Below are 17,154 nucleotides of genomic sequence, written 5' to 3' on the forward strand. Positions count from 1 at the left end.
ATTCAGGGGCGCTCCTTGGCGGAGAGCAGGCTGCGGGCAGGCGGCCGCATGGATCGACCGGAGGCCAGACGACCGGTTTCGTCCGGACGGCGACGGCTTCCAGTCGTAATCTGCTCGATCGAGCGCATTGATGCCGCCGGCGGCGGGACGCGCGCGGCGTGCGATGGCGCCCATTGCGGAAGCGTCATGAACTCGCGCTCCAGCGACCGCAGAATCGAGGTCCGGTCCCATTTCTGTTCGGCGCGCGCGCGCGCGACTGCGCCCAGTCGGGAGCGCAGTGCTGCGTCGGCCGCCAGGGTCACGAGGGCTTCCGCCAACGCGGCGGCGTCGCCGGGCGGAATTACCAGGCCGGCACCGTCGACCTCAGTTGCAAGACCCGTACCCGGCTTTGCCATTGCAACGAGCGGACGGCCCGATGCCAGCATGCCGGCGAGCTTGGATGGAAGCACCAGATCGGCAATCTCGGCCTTCTGCGGTAAAAGCTGGATGTCGGCGGTGCTGAGCAGTTCTGAGACGCGATCGAGTGGCTGAAGGTCCAGGAAACGAACATTATTCAGGCCCTGGGACATCTCCATGAGCGTAGATCTGGCTGGTCCGTTGCCGCACAGGACGAACTTCAGGGACGGGTGTTTCTCCTCCACGGTAGCCGCTGCTTCGACGATCAGCTCCAGTCCCTGCTTGGTCGACATGGCGCCGGAATAGAGGGCGACGATATCGTCCGGTCCGAGATGCAAGGCGGTCCGCAGCCGTGTCTGACGTGAACCGGGCGCGACGCTGCTGGTATCGATCCAGTTGCGGAATTCGCGCAGCCTGGTCGGAGCGATCCCCTTGTGCTCGAGCTGTGCCATCATCTGCGGCGAGATGGTCGACACTCGCTCGAAAGCCTTCAGTATCCAGCGTTCGAACGTCGCCATGACGCGACGCGTGGCGCTTCCGCGCAGCAGGCCGACTTCGAAAGCGGCGTCCACTTCCAGATCCTGAACATGGCACCAGGACGCAGCGCCGGCCAAGCGCGCGGCAAGAGCGGCGACCGGTGCGGACAACAGGGAGGGGGCGACCACGAACACGATGTCTGGCCGCCAGAACAGAGCCGCCGACAAGAGCGGGGCTGTGGCCGAGATCAGGAAAGAGGTGTGATGGAGCAGCCGCTTCAACCCGGACGGCTGGGCCGGTACATAGATCGGCACCCTAATGACGTCCACCAGATTCGAGCGTTCACGGACATACCATGAGGTGCGATACTCCCGCGGTATGCTCCAATCCGGATAATAAGGCGGGCCGGTCACGACGCGCACGTCATGACCCCACGCGGCCATGCTTTCACAGAACTCGGTCGTGTATTTGGCAACGCCAATCAGATCGGGAGCGTAATTGATCCCCACCACCAGCACCCGCATGACCGCCCTCATTTCCGCGGCCTAAGCGCCTGGCTTCGACCGGCCTCGAATCCCGGCCTGCCGAACCAGTTGGGCAATCGGGCATGGCGCCTGCAGGGCGAAGCACGCCGGACGTGAAACAGAGCGGGCTATCGCCCGGTCCTGCTCGACGTCAGCTTGTTCCCGCCTGCATCCTGGTGCTTCTGATATCATTCATCATGTGACAATATCACTATAACGATAAGACAGATAACAATTAGGGAGAGGCGGGTGCGTTGCATCAGGTCAGCCCGCGACGCTGGGGATCGCCGGGACAATTTCGCTGCCGTGATACGCGCGTCAGCTGCGTGGCGCGGCCTTCAGGTCGCTGATCACGTCGATCAATGCCGTCGCCATCCGATCGACGCTGAATTGCTCATCGAACAGCGGACGCGTGCGCCGGGTCATGGCCGCGCGGTCGTCCTGCGACATGGCAAGCCATGAGCGGAGCGTATCGAGGGTGCCTGCCGCGGAATCCTCGCCGACGAGCCCGGCCTGCGCTGCGACGACCTCTCGCCAGATGTTGACCTTGTTCGAGACCAGCACCGGCAGTCCGCAGCCCAGCGCCTCGGCAACGGAAATGCCGAAGTTCTCCTGATGTGATGGCAACATGAACGCTTCGCTGGCGTAAAATGCGCCCCATTTTGCGTCGCCGGCCAGCATGCCGGGCCACGTAATTCTATCGGCAACGCCAAGCGCTTGCGCGCGGGCCTTGAGATCCGCAACCAAGCCGGTCTGGTCTGGCCCCGCCATCAGCAGATGCAGGCGCGGTTCCTGGACGGCGACCTGCGCAAAGGCGTTGATGATGAGGTCGCAGCCCTTTTTGACATGAAGCCGTCCGAGGAACAGCAGCACGCGTTTCCCGCGCAACTCGGGATGACCGGCAAGGAAGGACTCGCGCAGCCGATCCGCGTCCTGAGGGGGAAGGCGCGTTCCATAGGAGACGACACGCTCGCGTGCCCGGTACGGCCAGAACGATTGACGCGCCAGCAGCCGCTCGTCCTCGCTGGTGAACAGGACCGCGGCGGCATCGCGCAACACCCGGTATTCGGCGAACCGCCAGTAAGCGAGCTTCTTGAGGCGTTTGAGCGGGTAGGTCCGGTTGAACCACGGATCCAGCATGCCATGCGTGAAGATCACATAGGGGCGCCCCAATTCACGCATCACCTGCCAGGCGGCAAAGCTGTGATATTGCCAGAGGCCATTGACCACAACGGCGTCGAAGCCCGCCGCATGGGCGCGCAGCCAAGGGCGTAGCGACGCCGCGTAAGAATACCGGCCGCGGCGCGGCGGGCCAAGAGCGTGCACCGGAAGCGGGAAGGCGTCGACATGCGCTGCCCCGGGATCATCACACGAAGCCACTTCGACCTCGTGGCCCATTTCCCGCAAGCGAAGCCCGCGCTGGAGCACGCCTTCGATCGGCCCGCCAAATCGCCGATCGACGCTGGAGATGACGTGCAGCAGTTTCATGACCGAGACCTCATGCCGCAGCAAAGCGTTCGTAAAGATGCTTTGCCCAGTCGCGGTACTGCATGATTCCGCGGCGCGCCCCGGGATTGAGCCATTGATGAATTGGCACGGAGAACCCGGTTTTGGGGCGGTTGAGGATCGCGTCCGGCAGGTGCGGCGCCACCCGGCAAACGATGGTGCGCTTTTCGTTGGCTGCATCCAAATCTGGCAGCTCGACGAAGTCGCGAAGCAGCTGCAGGTCGACCAATGGCACGCGGATTTCGAGTGAGTGAGCCATGCCTGCCCAGTCGGCGTCACGGAGCAACTGATTGCGCATGTACCATTGCATTTCGAGCGCCGAGACCGCGAGCCGATCGCTATCGAGCCCCTCGATGCTCCCATCGAGGCGTTTCACTGACTCCAGCTCCTCCAAGCCCGCCTTCGCCATTGCAGGGTCCATCAGGCGAGCGAGTTCCCACGGCATGTGGAGGGCTCGCCGGAGCAGATAGGCCCCCGCAAGCGTATGGCCGTATTCGGCCAAGCCGGCATATTTGGGGGAGGGCATCAGGGATGCAAATGGTTGGGCGAGATTGCGCAGGAGAACGCCGGTGCGCTCGCTGATCGGCGTTCTCTGCATCAGCTTCACCAGCTTCGGCACCTGATCGAAGCTGGGATAGGAGCCGAACAGTTCGTCACCGCCGAGGCCGGAGATGGCAACCTTGAGACCTTGCGCGGCCGCGGCCTTTGACACGAACCAGACGTTGACGCCGTCGATCGAGGGCTGGTCCATCGCGGCGATCAACTTTTCTCGGTCGCACTCAAAGTCATGGGCGGAGATCCGGTTCAGCGCGTGTTTCGCGTTGAGCAGGCGCGCGACCTCGTCGGCCAGTTCCGCCTCGTCGTGCGGCGTGCCGGCATATTCGTTGAAGCCGAGGGTGAGGGTGCGCAGTTCACCCGCGTGCGCCGCACAGGCCGCAAGCATGGTGGAGTCGAGGCCCGCCGACAGGAACACCCCGACCGGCACGTCCGCGACCATGTGAGCCGCGACGCTGTCCTTGACCGCAGCGGCGATCTGATCGAGCGCGTTCTCCCGGTGGCCTTGGGCCGCCGACGGCAGCTGGCGGAGCGTATCGAGCACATTGGCAAAGCATACCGCTGGCGTGGCACAACCGTTTGCGAAGCGCTGCCAATGGCCGGGTGGCAACGCGCGAATTCCGCGATAGAACGTGTAAGGCTCGGGCACCGATCCCCAGAGCAGGAAGCCGGCGTGGCCGGCCGCTTCGGGCCGGCGGTCGATCGGCGTTTGCAGAAGCGGCTTGACCTGCGATGCGAAGCGGACCGTGCGGCCGTCGTCCGCAACATAAAGCGGCTTTATGCCGAACGGGTCGCGGGCCAGCAGCAACTCCCGTCGCCCAGCGTCCCAGAGCGCAAAGGCATACATGCCGCGCAGATCCGCGAACATGCCGGTACCTTCCCGGGCATAGAGCTTGAGCAGGACTTCGGTGTCGGACTGCGTGCGCGTGGTGATGCCCTGGCTGTTCAAGCGCGCTCGCAGCGACTGATGATTGTATATCTCGCCGTTGAAGCAGATCCAGTTGCCGGTGTCGGGATCACGCATCGGTTGCGCGCCGCCTTCACTCAGGTCGATGATGGCGAGGCGCCGATGCGCGAATCCTACGCGCGCGTCCTCCGACAACCAGAGGCCGGCGGCGTCGGGGCCGCGTGCGGTCATCGCATCGCGGACGCGCAGAAGTTCGGACCTTTCGACCGGGAGGGCGTCGGTGCCGTAGGCAAAGGAGCCGTTGATTGCGCACATGACTCAGTGTTTCCAGGCCGGGAAATGTCGTGCGGGGGCGTCAGGACGGTCCATCAAGTTAAGCCCGCATGGGAGGGGGCTGGGTTGAGCGCTTCCCGCAAAGCGGGCGCAAGGCGGCATGAGACCTGTCCGCGTTGAGAAGCTGGGTGTTGAGGTTTCGGCGCTCGGATTCATGGTCGCACCCAGCACGACCTCGATGAGGGTGGAATGCCTGAGGCGGGCAGGGCCGATACCGAGGAAACGGCGGCAACGTCATACCAGAACGATATGTCCCGACGCGCGATGAGGTCAGCATCCCTTGTGCCCCGTCCGACACCACGGAGGTCGTGGCCCCCATCGCCATGCTCTACCCCGAATTTGCGCGATACCCGCTTTCAGCGGTCGTCCCGTTGCACAAGCAAAGGCGCGCCTATCTAGCCAATGTTATTCATTGCCGCAATACATCGAGACCATGTGATGTTCGGTATCTGGTATCGTCAAACTGTAATGTTTCTTTGATATCGGCTGCGCCTCAGATGGCAAGACCGCCCGGCGTCGTCCTGCTGCAGGGTCTCCCGTGAGTTGTCTCGGAAATGTCCAAGCCGCGCCGGCAGCCAGCTTCCGAAGGATTATCGCTCGTGTCGAACCTGCCGCGGCCGGCAGTTGACGCGACAGAGGCGCTTGGCGGCTCGGGAGAGCGCGCCAATCGCTCGAGCACAGCTCAGACAAGGATCTGGATCGCGCGTGCGGGGATATTTGTCCTGGTCTTCAGCGCCGTCTGGGCTGCGCTGGCCGCGGCCTACGTCCTGCTTCCTTTCCTCAAGCCGGGCTCGGTGGTCATTGCAGACGCGAAGTTCGACACGCTGGTGAAGATGCCAATGTTCGAACCGCAGGACCGGTATCGCATCATGGTGTTCGGTCACAGCAAGATCCTGTCTGCCTTTCGGGCGCGCGACCTCGACGCCGAGATGGGCCCGCATTTTCGTTCGTACAATCTGGCACTGCCCGGGGAAGTGCGCTTTCTTCCGATCCTGGAGGCCGCGTTGGCCGCGGGTAACACCCCGACGCACGTGCTTCTGACGATACCATGGGATGACAAGGCCGAAGTCGACGGGCCTGCAGCACTGCTGCGCGACGACAACTGGCTTGCCGGTACGCTTTTTCCGTTCCGCACGTTGCCTCGCGATGCCGCGCTGTTTCTCTTTCAGAATCAGGAGCGACTTGCGGAAGCAGTTCGTGACGTCGAAGCGCAACGGTCGGCCATGATCGACGATAGGGGATGGTACTTCATCAAGTCGCAGAGCCATTATCCCGATGACCGGCTGCCGGCCGACTACTCGTTGCCGACCGACAATGCCGCGCGAAGCCAACCGCGGTTCATTTCCGAAAGATCCCGCGCGCGTGATCGCCTCGAACATCTGGCCCGCCAGCACGGGTTTCAGGTGGGATTTGTTCCGGGGCTTTTTCGTGAAGGCGAGGTGGCGCCGTGCCCTTCGTCCGACCAGTTCCGGCTGACGACCATGTCCGAGCGGCCACTCATCCGCGTGTTCGGGCCGGACTATTTCGTCTATCCGCCCACACTCTTTGCCGATCCCCAGCACATGAATCCGACCGGTGCAAGGGTTTATACGTCTGAGCTGGCCAGGCTGCTGAAGGCGAGCGGAGCATTCGACTGATGCTCTTCAATTCGTTCGAGTTCCTGGCGTTCTTCGCGACATTTCTTGCGATGTTCTTCGGCCTGCGGAAGCGAACACAGCCGATCGTGTTGTTGATCGCAAGCTACGTGTTTTACATGAGTTGGCGTCCGTCTTTCGGGCTCTTGCTCGCACTGACCACGGCGGTGGATTACACGACCGCGCTGATGATGGCTCGTTTCCGGACCGATGGCGGCCGCAAGGCGGCGATGGTCCTGGCGCTGACCATCAATCTCGGCATTCTCGCAACGGTGAAGTATCTGGATTTCTTCATCGCGAATGTGATCGGTGCGGCCGGACTGTTCGGCTATGTCATCCCGGATTACGCGCTGGGGCTCGCGCTGCCGCTCGGCATCTCCTTCTACACGTTTCAGTCGATCGGTTACACCCTGGACGTCTACTACCGAAAGGTCGAGGCCGAGCGCGACTTCCTCACCTACGCTCAATATGTGAGCTTCTTTCCGCAGCTGATTGCCGGCCCAATCGAGCGTGCCGCGCACATGTTGCCGCAGTTTCGCACGGTTCACCGGTTGTCATTTCCGGATCTGAATGCCGGCCTGTTCTTGATCGGCTTTGGATTGTTCAAAAAGATGTGCATCGCCGACGTGGTCGGGCCGGTGGTCAATGGGATCTATGCGGCCCCCGAACAATATTCCGGAAGCTACCAACTGCTGGCCGCCATTCTCTTCGCCATCCAGATCTATTGCGATTTCTCCGGATATTCCGACATTGCCCGCGGAACGGCCCGCATCATGGGCTTCGATCTCATGATCAACTTTCGACAGCCGTATTTCACCTGCAGCCTGAACGAGTTTTGGCGCTGCTGGCATATATCTCTGTCGAGTTGGTTCCGCGACTACCTGTTCATTCCTCTCGGCGGCAGTCGCGGCAGCGAGTGGAGGACCGCGCGCAATCTGATGATCGTGTTCGCAGTCAGCGGGATATGGCACGGCGCTGCGTGGACCTTCGCCGCCTGGGGCGTGCTGCACGGAACCGGCCTGGTGCTCGAGCGCGCATTCGCGAGAACGGCCAGGGTGGAGCTTTGGTTGAACCCGACGACCCGGCGGGTGTTCGGCTGGTTCTGGATGATGGCGATCGTACTGGCAGGTTGGGTCTTCTTTCGGTCGACCAGCCTCGCGAATGCATTTGTCGTGTTCCGAAGTCTGGGCGAGTTCGGTCCGGTGTCGTACGGCACGCTCAAGATGCTTGGGCTCGCGAGCGTGGAATTGTTGATGCTGGGGGTCTCACTTCTCATTCTGTTCGTGGTCGACTTTCACCTCGCATTCCGCCCGCGGCGGCTCGAGGCGCTGGGTGAAATGCGCTGGCTTCCAACGGGCGCGGGGGTGGCGCTCGCATACTACATCATACTTTTCGGCATCTTCGGTCATGCCGAGTTCATCTACTTCCAGTTCTGAGCAGGGAGGCGGATGTGCGGCACTTGGGAAGCGATAGCGTGCGGATCGGATTGGCAAGTGGGCCAAGCAGGTCCGGGGGTGTCGACGGCATCCGTTATCGCGAATTTGCAGCAGTAAGGCGTGAGAAATGAGCAAGCGGATCGCTCTCATCACCGGCGTGACCGGGCAGGACGGCGCATATCTCGCCGAGTATCTGTTGTCCCGCGGCTATGTCGTGCACGGCATAAAGCGGCGCTCGTCCTCATTCAACACGGCGCGGGTCGATCATCTCTATCGGGATCCGCACGCGGGCGACGTGCCGTTCCTGATGCATTACGGCGACATGACCGACTCAACCAATCTGATCAGGCTGGTGCAGCAGATCCGGCCGACCGAGATCTACAATCTCGCCGCCCAGAGCCATGTGGCGGTCTCATTCGAGAGCCCGGAATATACTGCCAATGCCGACGCTGTCGGCGTGCTACGGCTCCTGGAGGCGATCCGCATACTGGGTATGGAGAAAGACGCCCGGTTCTACCAGGCTTCGACCTCCGAGCTCTACGGTCTCGTCCAGGAGATTCCGCAGAAAGAGACAACGCCGTTCTATCCGCGCTCGCCCTACGGCGTCGCCAAACTCTACGGCTATTGGATCACGGTGAACTACCGCGAGGCCTACGGCATGTTTGCGTCGAACGGCATCCTGTTCAATCACGAAAGCCCGATCCGCGGCGAGACCTTCGTCACCCGCAAGATCACCCGCGGCGTTGCCCGTATCGAGGTGGGGCTGGACCGGACACTCTATCTCGGCAATCTCGAGGCCAAGCGCGACTGGGGTCATGCGCGCGACTATGTCGAAGGCATGCACAGGATCTTGCAGGCCGAGAAGCCCGGCGATTTCGTGCTCGCGACCGGCGAGACGCGCTCGGTGCGGGAGATGGTCGAGCTCGCGTTCGCGCAGGTCGGCCGCCGCATAGAATGGCGAGGTCATGGCGTCGACGAGACCGGCGTCGATGCCCGAAACGGAAAGACCGTGGTCAAGATCGATCCTGCCTACTTCCGACCGACCGAGGTGGATATCCTGGTCGGCGACGCCAGCAAGGCGCATGCGGTGCTCGGCTGGAAGCCGACGCGCACTTTTGCCCAGCTGGTCGAGGAGATGGTTGCGAGCGATCTCGCCGAGGCGAAACGGGATGCGGCCAATGGCAAGCGTGACATTTGAGCTGAAGGGCAAACGCGTCTATGTCGCCGGTCATCGCGGTATGGTCGGCAGCGCGATCTCGCGGCGGCTGGCGCAAGAGGACGTCGATCTCGTCACCGCCGACCGCAGTGGGCTCGATCTGTGCAACCAGGCCGCCGTGTTCGACTGGTTCGCGAAGGTGCGGCCGCAGGTGGTATTCCTCGCCGCTGCAAAGGTCGGCGGCATTGTCGCCAACGATACGTTGCGCGCCGAGTTCATCTACGACAACATCGCGATCGCTTCCAATGTGATCCACGCCGCGCATCTCAATGGCGCGGAAAAGCTGATGTTTCTCGGGTCGTCCTGCATCTATCCGAAGTGCGCCGCCCAGCCGCTGCGCGAGCAGTCGATGCTGACCGGCCCGTTGGAACCGACCAACGAACCCTATGCGATCGCCAAGATCGCCGGCATCAAGATGACCGAGGCCTACCGCAGCCAGTACGGCAGCGACTTCATCAGCGTCATGCCGACCAATCTGTACGGGCCCGGCGACAATTACCACCCCGAGTACAGCCACGTCGTCGCCGCGCTGATCCGGCGCTTTCACGAGGCGAGGGTCGCGGACGCTGACCGTGTGGTTGTGTGGGGCACCGGCACGCCGCGGCGCGAGTTTCTCTACGTCGATGACATGGCGGATGCCTGCGTACATCTGATGAAGACTTATTCGGCCCCCGATCTCGTCAACATCGGTACCGGCGAGGACATCAGCATCGCCGCATTTGCGCGCGTTGTGGCCGAAATCGTCGGTTATCGCGGCGAGATCTCGTTCGACGCCTCGCGGCCCGACGGCACGCCGCGCAAGCTGCTCGACGTCACCCGGCTCGCCTCGTTCGGCTGGCGCGCCAGCACCTCGCTGGAGCAGGGCCTGCGGTGCGCGTATGAAGCGTACCGGAAGACGGTGGCATAGGCTGCCCGATCGACGCGCAGCGTTACGACAGATCGGTCAGCCCTTGTGATGCCCGTAAATCCGTCTCACGCCTTGGGCAGGAGATGTGCGTGCTCGGCTTTGACCACGAGATAGCGACCGAGACAGATCGCGTCGAGGCCGGTCCTCAGGAAGCAGCTCATCGCCTGTTCCGGCGTATCGACGATCGGCTCGTTCTCGTTGAAGCTGGTGTTGAGAACGATCGGGACGCCCGACAGCGCGCCGAAGCTCTCGATCAGCTCGTAGTAAAGCGGATTTGTGTCACGCGCGATGCTCTGGAGACGTCCTGTCCCGTCGACATGGGTGATCGCAGGCAGCTTCTCCCGCCACTCCCGCCGCAGCTTGACGACGTGCATCATGAAGGGGCTGAAGATGTCCTGCTCGAAATAGGTCGCGACTGCGGGCTGCAGGATGCTCGGGGCAAACGGACGGAAGCTCTCGCGCCGCTTGATTTTTGCGTTGATCACGTCCTTCATGTCGGGACGCGTCGGGTCGGCGAGGATGGAGCGATTGCCCAGCGCACGCGGCCCCCATTCGGAGCGGCCCTGATACCAGCCGACGACCAGGCCGGCGTGCAGCAGTGCGGCAACGGCCTTGGGCGCCTGTCCATCTTCCAGCTCCCGCATCGGACATCGGGCATCTTCGGCGGCACGCCGCATGGTCTCGTCGGCATGCGAAGGGCCCCAATAAGCGTGTGTCATGTGAAACCGCTCACGTCCGCCTGCGGCGTTGTGCCAGGCCCACAGAGCTGCACCGACGCACAAGCCATCATCGGCCGAGGCAGGTTGCATGTAGGCCTGCTGAAAGCGCGTATCGCGCAGCAAGCGCGCATTCATCACGCCATTGAGCGCACAGCCGCCGGCATAGGCGACCTGGTGGGTCGGTAAGAGGTCGTGCAACCGCTTGAAGCAATGAAGCGCGATCTCCTCGAATCGCATCTGGCAGGAGCGGGCGATATCCTTCTCCCGCTGCGTCATCTCCGCGCTCCGCTCCCGTGGATCGCCGAACCTTGAAGTCCATTTGTCGGTGAACAGGCGCAACATGTCGATGCGGTGGTTGTCATCCAGTTTGCCGCCTTCACCGCCGCGATGCATTCCGAAATAGCCGTCGGCAAGCTTGAACCAGCCATCGGGCCTTGTCTGCACGAGGTCCCGCATCTCGCCCAGATACTTGTCGGTGCCGTAGGGAGCGAGGCCCATCACCTTGTACTCCTCCCCAAAGCCGTCGAAGCCGATGAACTGGCAGCAGGCGGTGTAGAAGAAGCCGAGGCTGTGCGGCAGGTGGACGCGGTCGACCACTTCGATCCGGTTGCCCTCGCAGCGGGCCGCCATCATGCTGGTGAAGTCGCCGCTGCCGTCATAGGAAAATCCGGCGGTCAGGCCTTCGAACGGCGAACAATAATAGGAACTGGCGATGTGCGAGAGATGATGTTCGACATTCACCAGCTTCGCATTGACCGCGTCGGGTGCCTGTCCGCAGGCCTCTGCCACCATGTCGCTGATGCCGAGATCGACTCTCGCGCGGCGCATGTGCTCCATGGCTGCCATTCCGCCAGAGATCGGGTTGCGCAGCACGTAGGAGACCTGTGCCGTCCGGTTCTGTGAAGGGTCGCGGGCGACCGCAATGAAGTCCAAATCCTTGGCCGAGATGCCGCCCATGCACAGAACCGTGCGGATCGCGTGCTGCGGAAACGACGGGTCATGCTTGATGCGCCGACCGAAGCGTTCCTCGGCTGCGGCTGCGACCACTTTGCCGTCAAGGACGAGCGCTGCGGAGGCATCGGGATGGTTGAGGTTCAGGCCGAGGATTGCGGTCATCAGGGCGGTCTTTCGATGATTCGTCAGGACGGAACGAAAGCGCTGTTGCCGGCATCAGAACCGGGGGCAACAAGACGATCGGAATGGTAACTAACAACGGAACTTATCATTTAGGTGACTAGCAGGCGCTGGGTGCTCTGCGCTACTTCTGGATGCGGCGCTCCTCGTTCTTGCGTGCGATCCACCATGAGACGCCGCGGTCGATGATAAGTCCTTCACGCGATGAGCCGGTGATATTGTCTTCGATGATGACATCGCGGACGCCGGGGGAGGCGGGAGCAAACCCCTTGATCTCGATATGCGCGTCCTGATCGAGACGATTGCCGCGGATGACGATCGCCTGGACCATCGGAGGGCGGTTGGCGCTCGTCGCAGTTTGGTTTCCGCGTACCAGGATGGAGGCCTCGTTGGAGAAGATCGCGCGTTCGGGGCCTGCGCGATAGACATTGCCTTCGAGGATATGATTGCCCAGGAACTGCGTTCGCCAGACCGGCTGGAATTGCTCGTAGGACAGGCCAAAGGCGGCAAAGCCGCTGGTCCTGTTGGAGCGATTGCCGGCGATGACATGGCCCACAGCCGTTCCGTATGCCTGGGCCGCGACGCCTGTGTCCTCGAAGGAATTGCCGACGACGAGGTAGTTTTGCTGGGCTTGGGTGACCGTGATCTCCGAGGTTTCGTCGAGCGCTACCGCAAGCGGCCGGTCGAGGGTGATCGACAGATCGCCGGGCTTGCCGTCCCGCGCCTTGAGGCGGGCGTATTGGCCGGTGCCGCGACCGTTCACCACCATGACCGCGGCATCCGTCCAATCGAGCGCAGCGGGATACGGATTTGCGCGATCCTGAAGCGAAAGGCGGTCGGGCATCGTGCTCCGGGCGTGCCCGAAATAATAGCCACCAGGCCCGTCCGTCGTCATCGCTTCACGGTCGTGCCCGTAGATGGCCTTGAACGTGTTGCCGCCGATGAAGATGTTCTCGGACGCGCTCACCGATTTCGACAGGGTCGTGATGCCGCCACCGGTACCCTGCAGATCGGCCGAGGTCACGGTGTTGTTCTCGAAGATGATCTGCCGCGATCCGACCAGCGAATACGAGCCGTACCGCCCGTTGGTCAGGATGTTGCCGGTAATGACGGCATTGCTTGCCTTGAATAATCTCAACGAGTGTCCCGACCCCAGGACATCGCAATCCGTGACCTCGATCCGGTCGCCGCTCAGCCGAATGCTGTCCGGTGCCGCGGCTGCGTAGATGCGCTGAAAGTCGTTCATGCGGCGCAAAGCGGCATCTGGCTCCATCAAGCCGAAAAATGCCGAGGCTCGAATGCGAACGCGTCTGATGGCAATCTCGCCGGCGCCGGGTGCCTGTTGCTCGCCGAACTGGAATCCACCCGAAATCACGTGCGGGTGATTCGAAGCGTAGATCGTGAGATCCTCGATGGAAAATCGCGAAGTTCCGTGTATCAGGGCCGCCGGCAGGCTTTCGAAGTCCGGCCACAGGAGATTGACGAGATCGGTGCGCTCTCCCCTGAGCTTCACGCCGGGCGGGATGCTGATCATACCGGAGACGAAATATCGTCCTCGCGGGAAATAGACCGTGCCGCCGCCGGCTTCCTTTGCTGCGTCGATCGTAGCCTTGATCGCTCGCGTGTTGTCGAAGCGCCCATCGCCGTTTGCGCCGTAAGCTCTGACATCGTACTGCTGCTGCGCCGGCCCCTGTGGCGTCTGGACAGTGAGAATTCCGGCGTCGACAGATTCGCTCTCGCCTCCGTCTCCGTTCGTGAGCCGCAAGGCATAGCGTCCGGGCCTGACGTCCTTCGGAATGCGGAAGATGCCACGCCACATGTCGCCCTTGACCAGAGGAGCATCGATCCGGCGCGGGTTTTCTTGCCCGATCAGCCACAGGTGTGCCCGTCCGGCATCGCGGACAATGTTGCGCCCAAACACCTGAAGCCAACCGTCCGGCGATGCATGATCGCCGAGATCTCCCTGCCGCCAATAGAGAGTTGGCAGATTGATCCGCCCGTCGATCGAGCCTTCCGCATGCCTCAACGCGAACCGGTACAGGCCGGGGCTGAAGTCCTTCGGGATCACGAATTTGACGGAGAGGGGATTGGACTGGAGAATTGGGATGGTCGTTTCCCGTCCGGTGCCGCGATCGGACAGGCCGGTCATCTGCGTCACGGTCGCCGAGGTGATCTGGTCGAGACCCGCCCCGGTGACCATGACAGTCTCGTCCGGGCCAACGGGGTCGTTGAACCAGAACACAACCGGCTGCGCAACTGCGGTCCCGCCCCACAGACAGTGCAGCAGGATGCCCAACCGGATCTTCGTCATTGCGGATGCCCCGCGGCGCTGCTCGACGGGCATGCCTGAGACGGAAGGGCAGGTCATCGCCACACGCTAGTTGCGGCCGACCGTTTCCTTGTCTGCTCCATGCGGCGGATTTACGTGCTCGATTTTGGCCTCGGCGCGAATCTTGTCGACGAGCTCGAGCTGTGCGGCGCTCGCGACGAGTGCGGCGAGGCGGTCACGGATCCTGTCATAGGCGACAGGCTGCCGGGTTCGCATGTCATCGAGCTTGAGGATATGCCAGCCTACAGCCGTCTTGAATGGTGCGGATACCTCGCCCTTCTTCAGCTTGAAGGCAATCTCGGCGTATTCCTTGCCCATCTCGCCGCGCGCACGCCAGTCGTAGTCTCCGCCTCGGCTCTTGGTCACCGGATCTTCGGACATTTCCGCGACCACGAGGGCGAAGTCCTCGCCCTTGTTGATACGCGCAATTGCCGCCTGCGCCTTCTGCTCCGCCGCCTTCACCGCGGCATCATCGGCAGGAGGTGCAATCATGAAAACGATATGCCGCAGATGCAGCTCCGGCTCGGTCGGCGCTCCCTTCACCACGACGTCCTCGTAGGCTCTCCGCATCGCCTCCTCAGTCACCGCTTGCTGCCCGATGACCGTCAGGAAATGATTGGCGAGCCCCTGGTTGCGCGTAAACGTCGCACGACGCTGCAGGTCCGCCTCGTCCACGATGTTGCGATCCTTGGCGGCCTGTGACAGCAGAACGCCATCGATCAGTATTTTGACGAGCGTCTCGCGACGCTCGGCCGGCTCGCGCGCGAGAAGGTTACGGCCGAGAATGTCGTCGGCCGTCTGGATATCGCTTTCGAGAATCTTCTGGCCGTTCACGACGGCTACGACGGTCTCGGGCGTTTGAGCCTGGGCGGACACCGGTGTTGCGGCACCGAGCAGAAAGGCGAACCAGACGCAGGCAGCACCCGCACGTGTCTTGTCGAAGGGGCGAGCCATGAAGATGGCGGACGAGACGCTCATGTCACTTCCTCTCGTAGGGCATTCGTTGCAACTCACGCGACTCGTCATGCGTCCAATCTCGTCGAGGCTGCATGCCGAGGTGCGATCACTTGGCGGGGCCGCTTTTTAGCGGCATGACATTGACGGTGATGTGATGGCGCCAAGACATGTGTGTGAAGTCACGTTCTTCGCACAGCCGCCCACGGAAGCTCGATTCTCGCAAGTGCCGGTTGTGCGCAGCGATCGTCAGGTCTCGCAGGTTTTCGTCGGAGCATTTGCAAGGCGACGATGCTGCCTGTGAATAACATTTTTGGTTGCGAGATCGCGCCGCGATTTCTCGCGTGTTTTCCAGCCGTTCGTTGATGCGATCATTCCCTGTTTCTCATCGCAATGAGACTGCAATAACATAATTCACAAAATAACAATGAAAGTCTCACATATCGCGACTAGCTTCCGCCGCGCTCCGGGACCCGGCTGCCGGGGTTGGCAGGCCAGGGGATCCGAACAGGGAGAGCAAGGCTATGCGAAACATGAAGGCTCTACTTATGGGATCGGTTGCGTTCGCCGCGATGGGCGTCGCTTCCGAATCCGCACAGGCGCAGTCGCTTGCGTTCGGCGCTGGCGCGACGTTCCCGCAGATCGTCTATCGTCAGCTGATGGACTGCATGTACACCCAGGCCCAGGGCAGCCCCGGCAGGCCGGGTCCGATGGCCAAAGCGGCGAACTGCATTGGCTTCAACACCAGCGGCTTCGGCGGCGTGATGCTGTACGCCGCGACGGGCTCCGGCAACGGCAAGACCGTGCTGCGCACCAACGACAAGACCCAGATCGGCACGCCTTCCTCGTCCGCCCCGGCCTACACCAGCGCGAACTGGAACGTGAACAGCACCGCCGACTATGACGGCGTTCAGTTCGTCGGCAGCGACGACGTCGTCAACGCGGCCGACATGGCGGCGTGGAACACCGGCGGCGCCAACAGCCCGCAGGCGAAGTTCGGCAACATGATCACTCTTCCGGCCGTGGTCGGCCCGGTCGCGCTGGGCTTCAACGGCAAGGACGGAACCGGTGCAACGCTGAACATCCTGCCCGCCACCCCGGCTGGCGGCAGCTCCGGTCTCAACCTGTCGCGCAACGCGCTCTGCGGCATCGCGTCGGGTCACATCACCAAGTGGAACAACCCGATCCTGACCGCTCTCAACGGCGGCGTGCTCGGCACCGGCAACATCACCTTCGTGCATCGCACGGACGGCAGCGGCACCACCTTCCTTTTCACCAATGCCCTGGTTGAGCAGTGCCGTTACGAGTTCGGTCCGAACAACGAGACCGACTCGACCGTCGTATCTTACGCCTTCCCCTGGACCGATCGCGCGCAGTCCTGCTCCTCCCCGCTGGTCCCGCGCGGCGCGAACCAGGTCAACTGGCCCGATCAGTTCGCGACCAACCAGTGCGGCACCGCGAATGCCAACCCGGGCGGCGGCACCTTCGCTAACGCTTCGGGCAGCGGCGCGCTCGTCACCCTCGTCACCAACACCAACGGTGCGATCGGTTACGCCTCGTCCGACTTCTGGCTGCCCGTCCGCGTCGGGGGTCTGAAGACCGCGAACGTGCAGTCGCAGTGGGACATCACCGCTTCGACCGGCCAGTTCCAGCCGCCGACCCCGGCTGCCGCGCAGAAGGCAATGGCAACCGCCATCCCGCAGATGGACGCCACGAGCCGCCCCAACCCGCTGACCTGGAGCCTTCAGGGCGTGAGTCCGAACCCGGTCGTCGCCGGTGCGTACCCGATCTCCGGTTTCTCGTGGATCTTCATGTACCAGTGCTACCAGCCCCACGCGAACGGCAACAACGCCTATCTCTGGTTCAAGACCTGGCTCGACTTCGTGTACGGCTCGGGCGCGGCCGGCATCTTCAACGAGAACGGTTTCGCCCAGGTCCCGAACGTGTGGGTGGGCGAAGTCTACACCCTGCTCAACGATCCCGCCAACGGACCGCAGGGCAGCGGCTGCTCCGGCAAGGTCGGCGCCTACTGATCACTGCTCGGGCTCCGGCCCGGTCAACGATCTAGACTATGTGCACCCGGCGTCAGCCGGGTGCCTTTTTTTGGCCAGCCTTGCCTTACGGCAT

At 62.7% G+C, this 17,154-nt stretch carries 11 protein-coding genes; 5 read left to right on the forward strand and 6 right to left on the reverse strand.

Annotated features, from left to right (window positions below; all coding sequences use genetic code 11):
- Positions 1 to 2 precede the first annotated feature (2 nt).
- From AC3WLX_RS22955 to asnB, 3 genes are all read right to left on the reverse strand, one after another.
- Positions 3 to 1,397, reverse strand: coding sequence for a WcaI family glycosyltransferase (locus AC3WLX_RS22955; RefSeq protein ID WP_492337691.1), 1,395 nt, complete (start codon positions 1,395 to 1,397; stop codon positions 3 to 5).
- A gap of 318 nt (positions 1,398 to 1,715) precedes the next feature.
- The gene (locus tag AC3WLX_RS22960; RefSeq protein WP_492337692.1) at positions 1,716 to 2,885 is read right to left on the reverse strand and encodes a glycosyltransferase; all 1,170 of its coding nucleotides are present in this window, start codon (positions 2,883 to 2,885) and stop codon (positions 1,716 to 1,718) included.
- A gap of 10 nt (positions 2,886 to 2,895) precedes the next feature.
- Positions 2,896 to 4,680, reverse strand: coding sequence for an asparagine synthase (glutamine-hydrolyzing) (asnB, locus tag AC3WLX_RS22965; protein WP_492337693.1), 1,785 nt, complete (start codon positions 4,678 to 4,680; stop codon positions 2,896 to 2,898).
- Positions 4,681 to 5,297: 617 nt separating this feature from the next.
- Between asnB and AC3WLX_RS22970 the strand changes: the two genes are divergently transcribed.
- From AC3WLX_RS22970 to fcl, 4 genes are all read left to right on the forward strand, one after another.
- Positions 5,298 to 6,335, forward strand: coding sequence for a hypothetical protein (locus AC3WLX_RS22970; protein WP_492337694.1), 1,038 nt, complete (start codon positions 5,298 to 5,300; stop codon positions 6,333 to 6,335).
- Positions 6,335 to 7,768, forward strand: a complete 1,434-nt coding sequence (locus AC3WLX_RS22975) for an MBOAT family O-acyltransferase (RefSeq protein WP_492337695.1) — start codon at positions 6,335 to 6,337, stop codon at positions 7,766 to 7,768. Before AC3WLX_RS22970 ends, AC3WLX_RS22975 begins: the two co-directional genes overlap by 1 nt.
- A 127-nt stretch (positions 7,769 to 7,895) precedes the next feature.
- On the forward strand, positions 7,896 to 8,966 hold the full coding sequence (gene gmd, locus AC3WLX_RS22980; RefSeq protein ID WP_492337696.1) for a GDP-mannose 4,6-dehydratase: 1,071 nt from the start codon (positions 7,896 to 7,898) through the stop codon (positions 8,964 to 8,966).
- Positions 8,947 to 9,891 (forward strand): GDP-L-fucose synthase, encoded by a 945-nt coding sequence (gene fcl / locus AC3WLX_RS22985; RefSeq protein ID WP_492337697.1) that lies wholly within the window; start codon positions 8,947 to 8,949, stop codon positions 9,889 to 9,891. The genes gmd and fcl overlap by 20 nt, the downstream gene beginning before the upstream one ends.
- 65 nt (positions 9,892 to 9,956) lie before the next feature.
- Here fcl and AC3WLX_RS22990 read toward each other — a convergent pair whose 3' ends face one another.
- From AC3WLX_RS22990 to AC3WLX_RS23000, 3 genes are all read right to left on the reverse strand, one after another.
- Positions 9,957 to 11,726, reverse strand: a complete 1,770-nt coding sequence (locus AC3WLX_RS22990) for a carbamoyltransferase family protein (RefSeq protein WP_492337698.1) — start codon at positions 11,724 to 11,726, stop codon at positions 9,957 to 9,959.
- Positions 11,727 to 11,868: 142 nt separating this feature from the next.
- Positions 11,869 to 14,055: a glycosyl hydrolase family 28-related protein gene (locus tag AC3WLX_RS22995; protein WP_492337699.1), complete on the reverse strand. Its 2,187-nt coding sequence runs from the start codon at positions 14,053 to 14,055 to the stop codon at positions 11,869 to 11,871.
- A 66-nt stretch (positions 14,056 to 14,121) separates the two neighbouring features.
- Positions 14,122 to 15,051: a peptidylprolyl isomerase gene (locus AC3WLX_RS23000; RefSeq protein WP_492337700.1), complete on the reverse strand. Its 930-nt coding sequence runs from the start codon at positions 15,049 to 15,051 to the stop codon at positions 14,122 to 14,124.
- 509 nt (positions 15,052 to 15,560) lie between these two features.
- Between AC3WLX_RS23000 and AC3WLX_RS23005 the strand changes: the two genes are divergently transcribed.
- Positions 15,561 to 17,060, forward strand: coding sequence for a substrate-binding domain-containing protein (locus tag AC3WLX_RS23005; protein WP_291622335.1), 1,500 nt, complete (start codon positions 15,561 to 15,563; stop codon positions 17,058 to 17,060).
- Positions 17,061 to 17,154 lie beyond the last annotated feature (94 nt).

The sequence above is a fragment of the Bradyrhizobium sp. FW305-F6 genome (assembly GCF_058782905.1).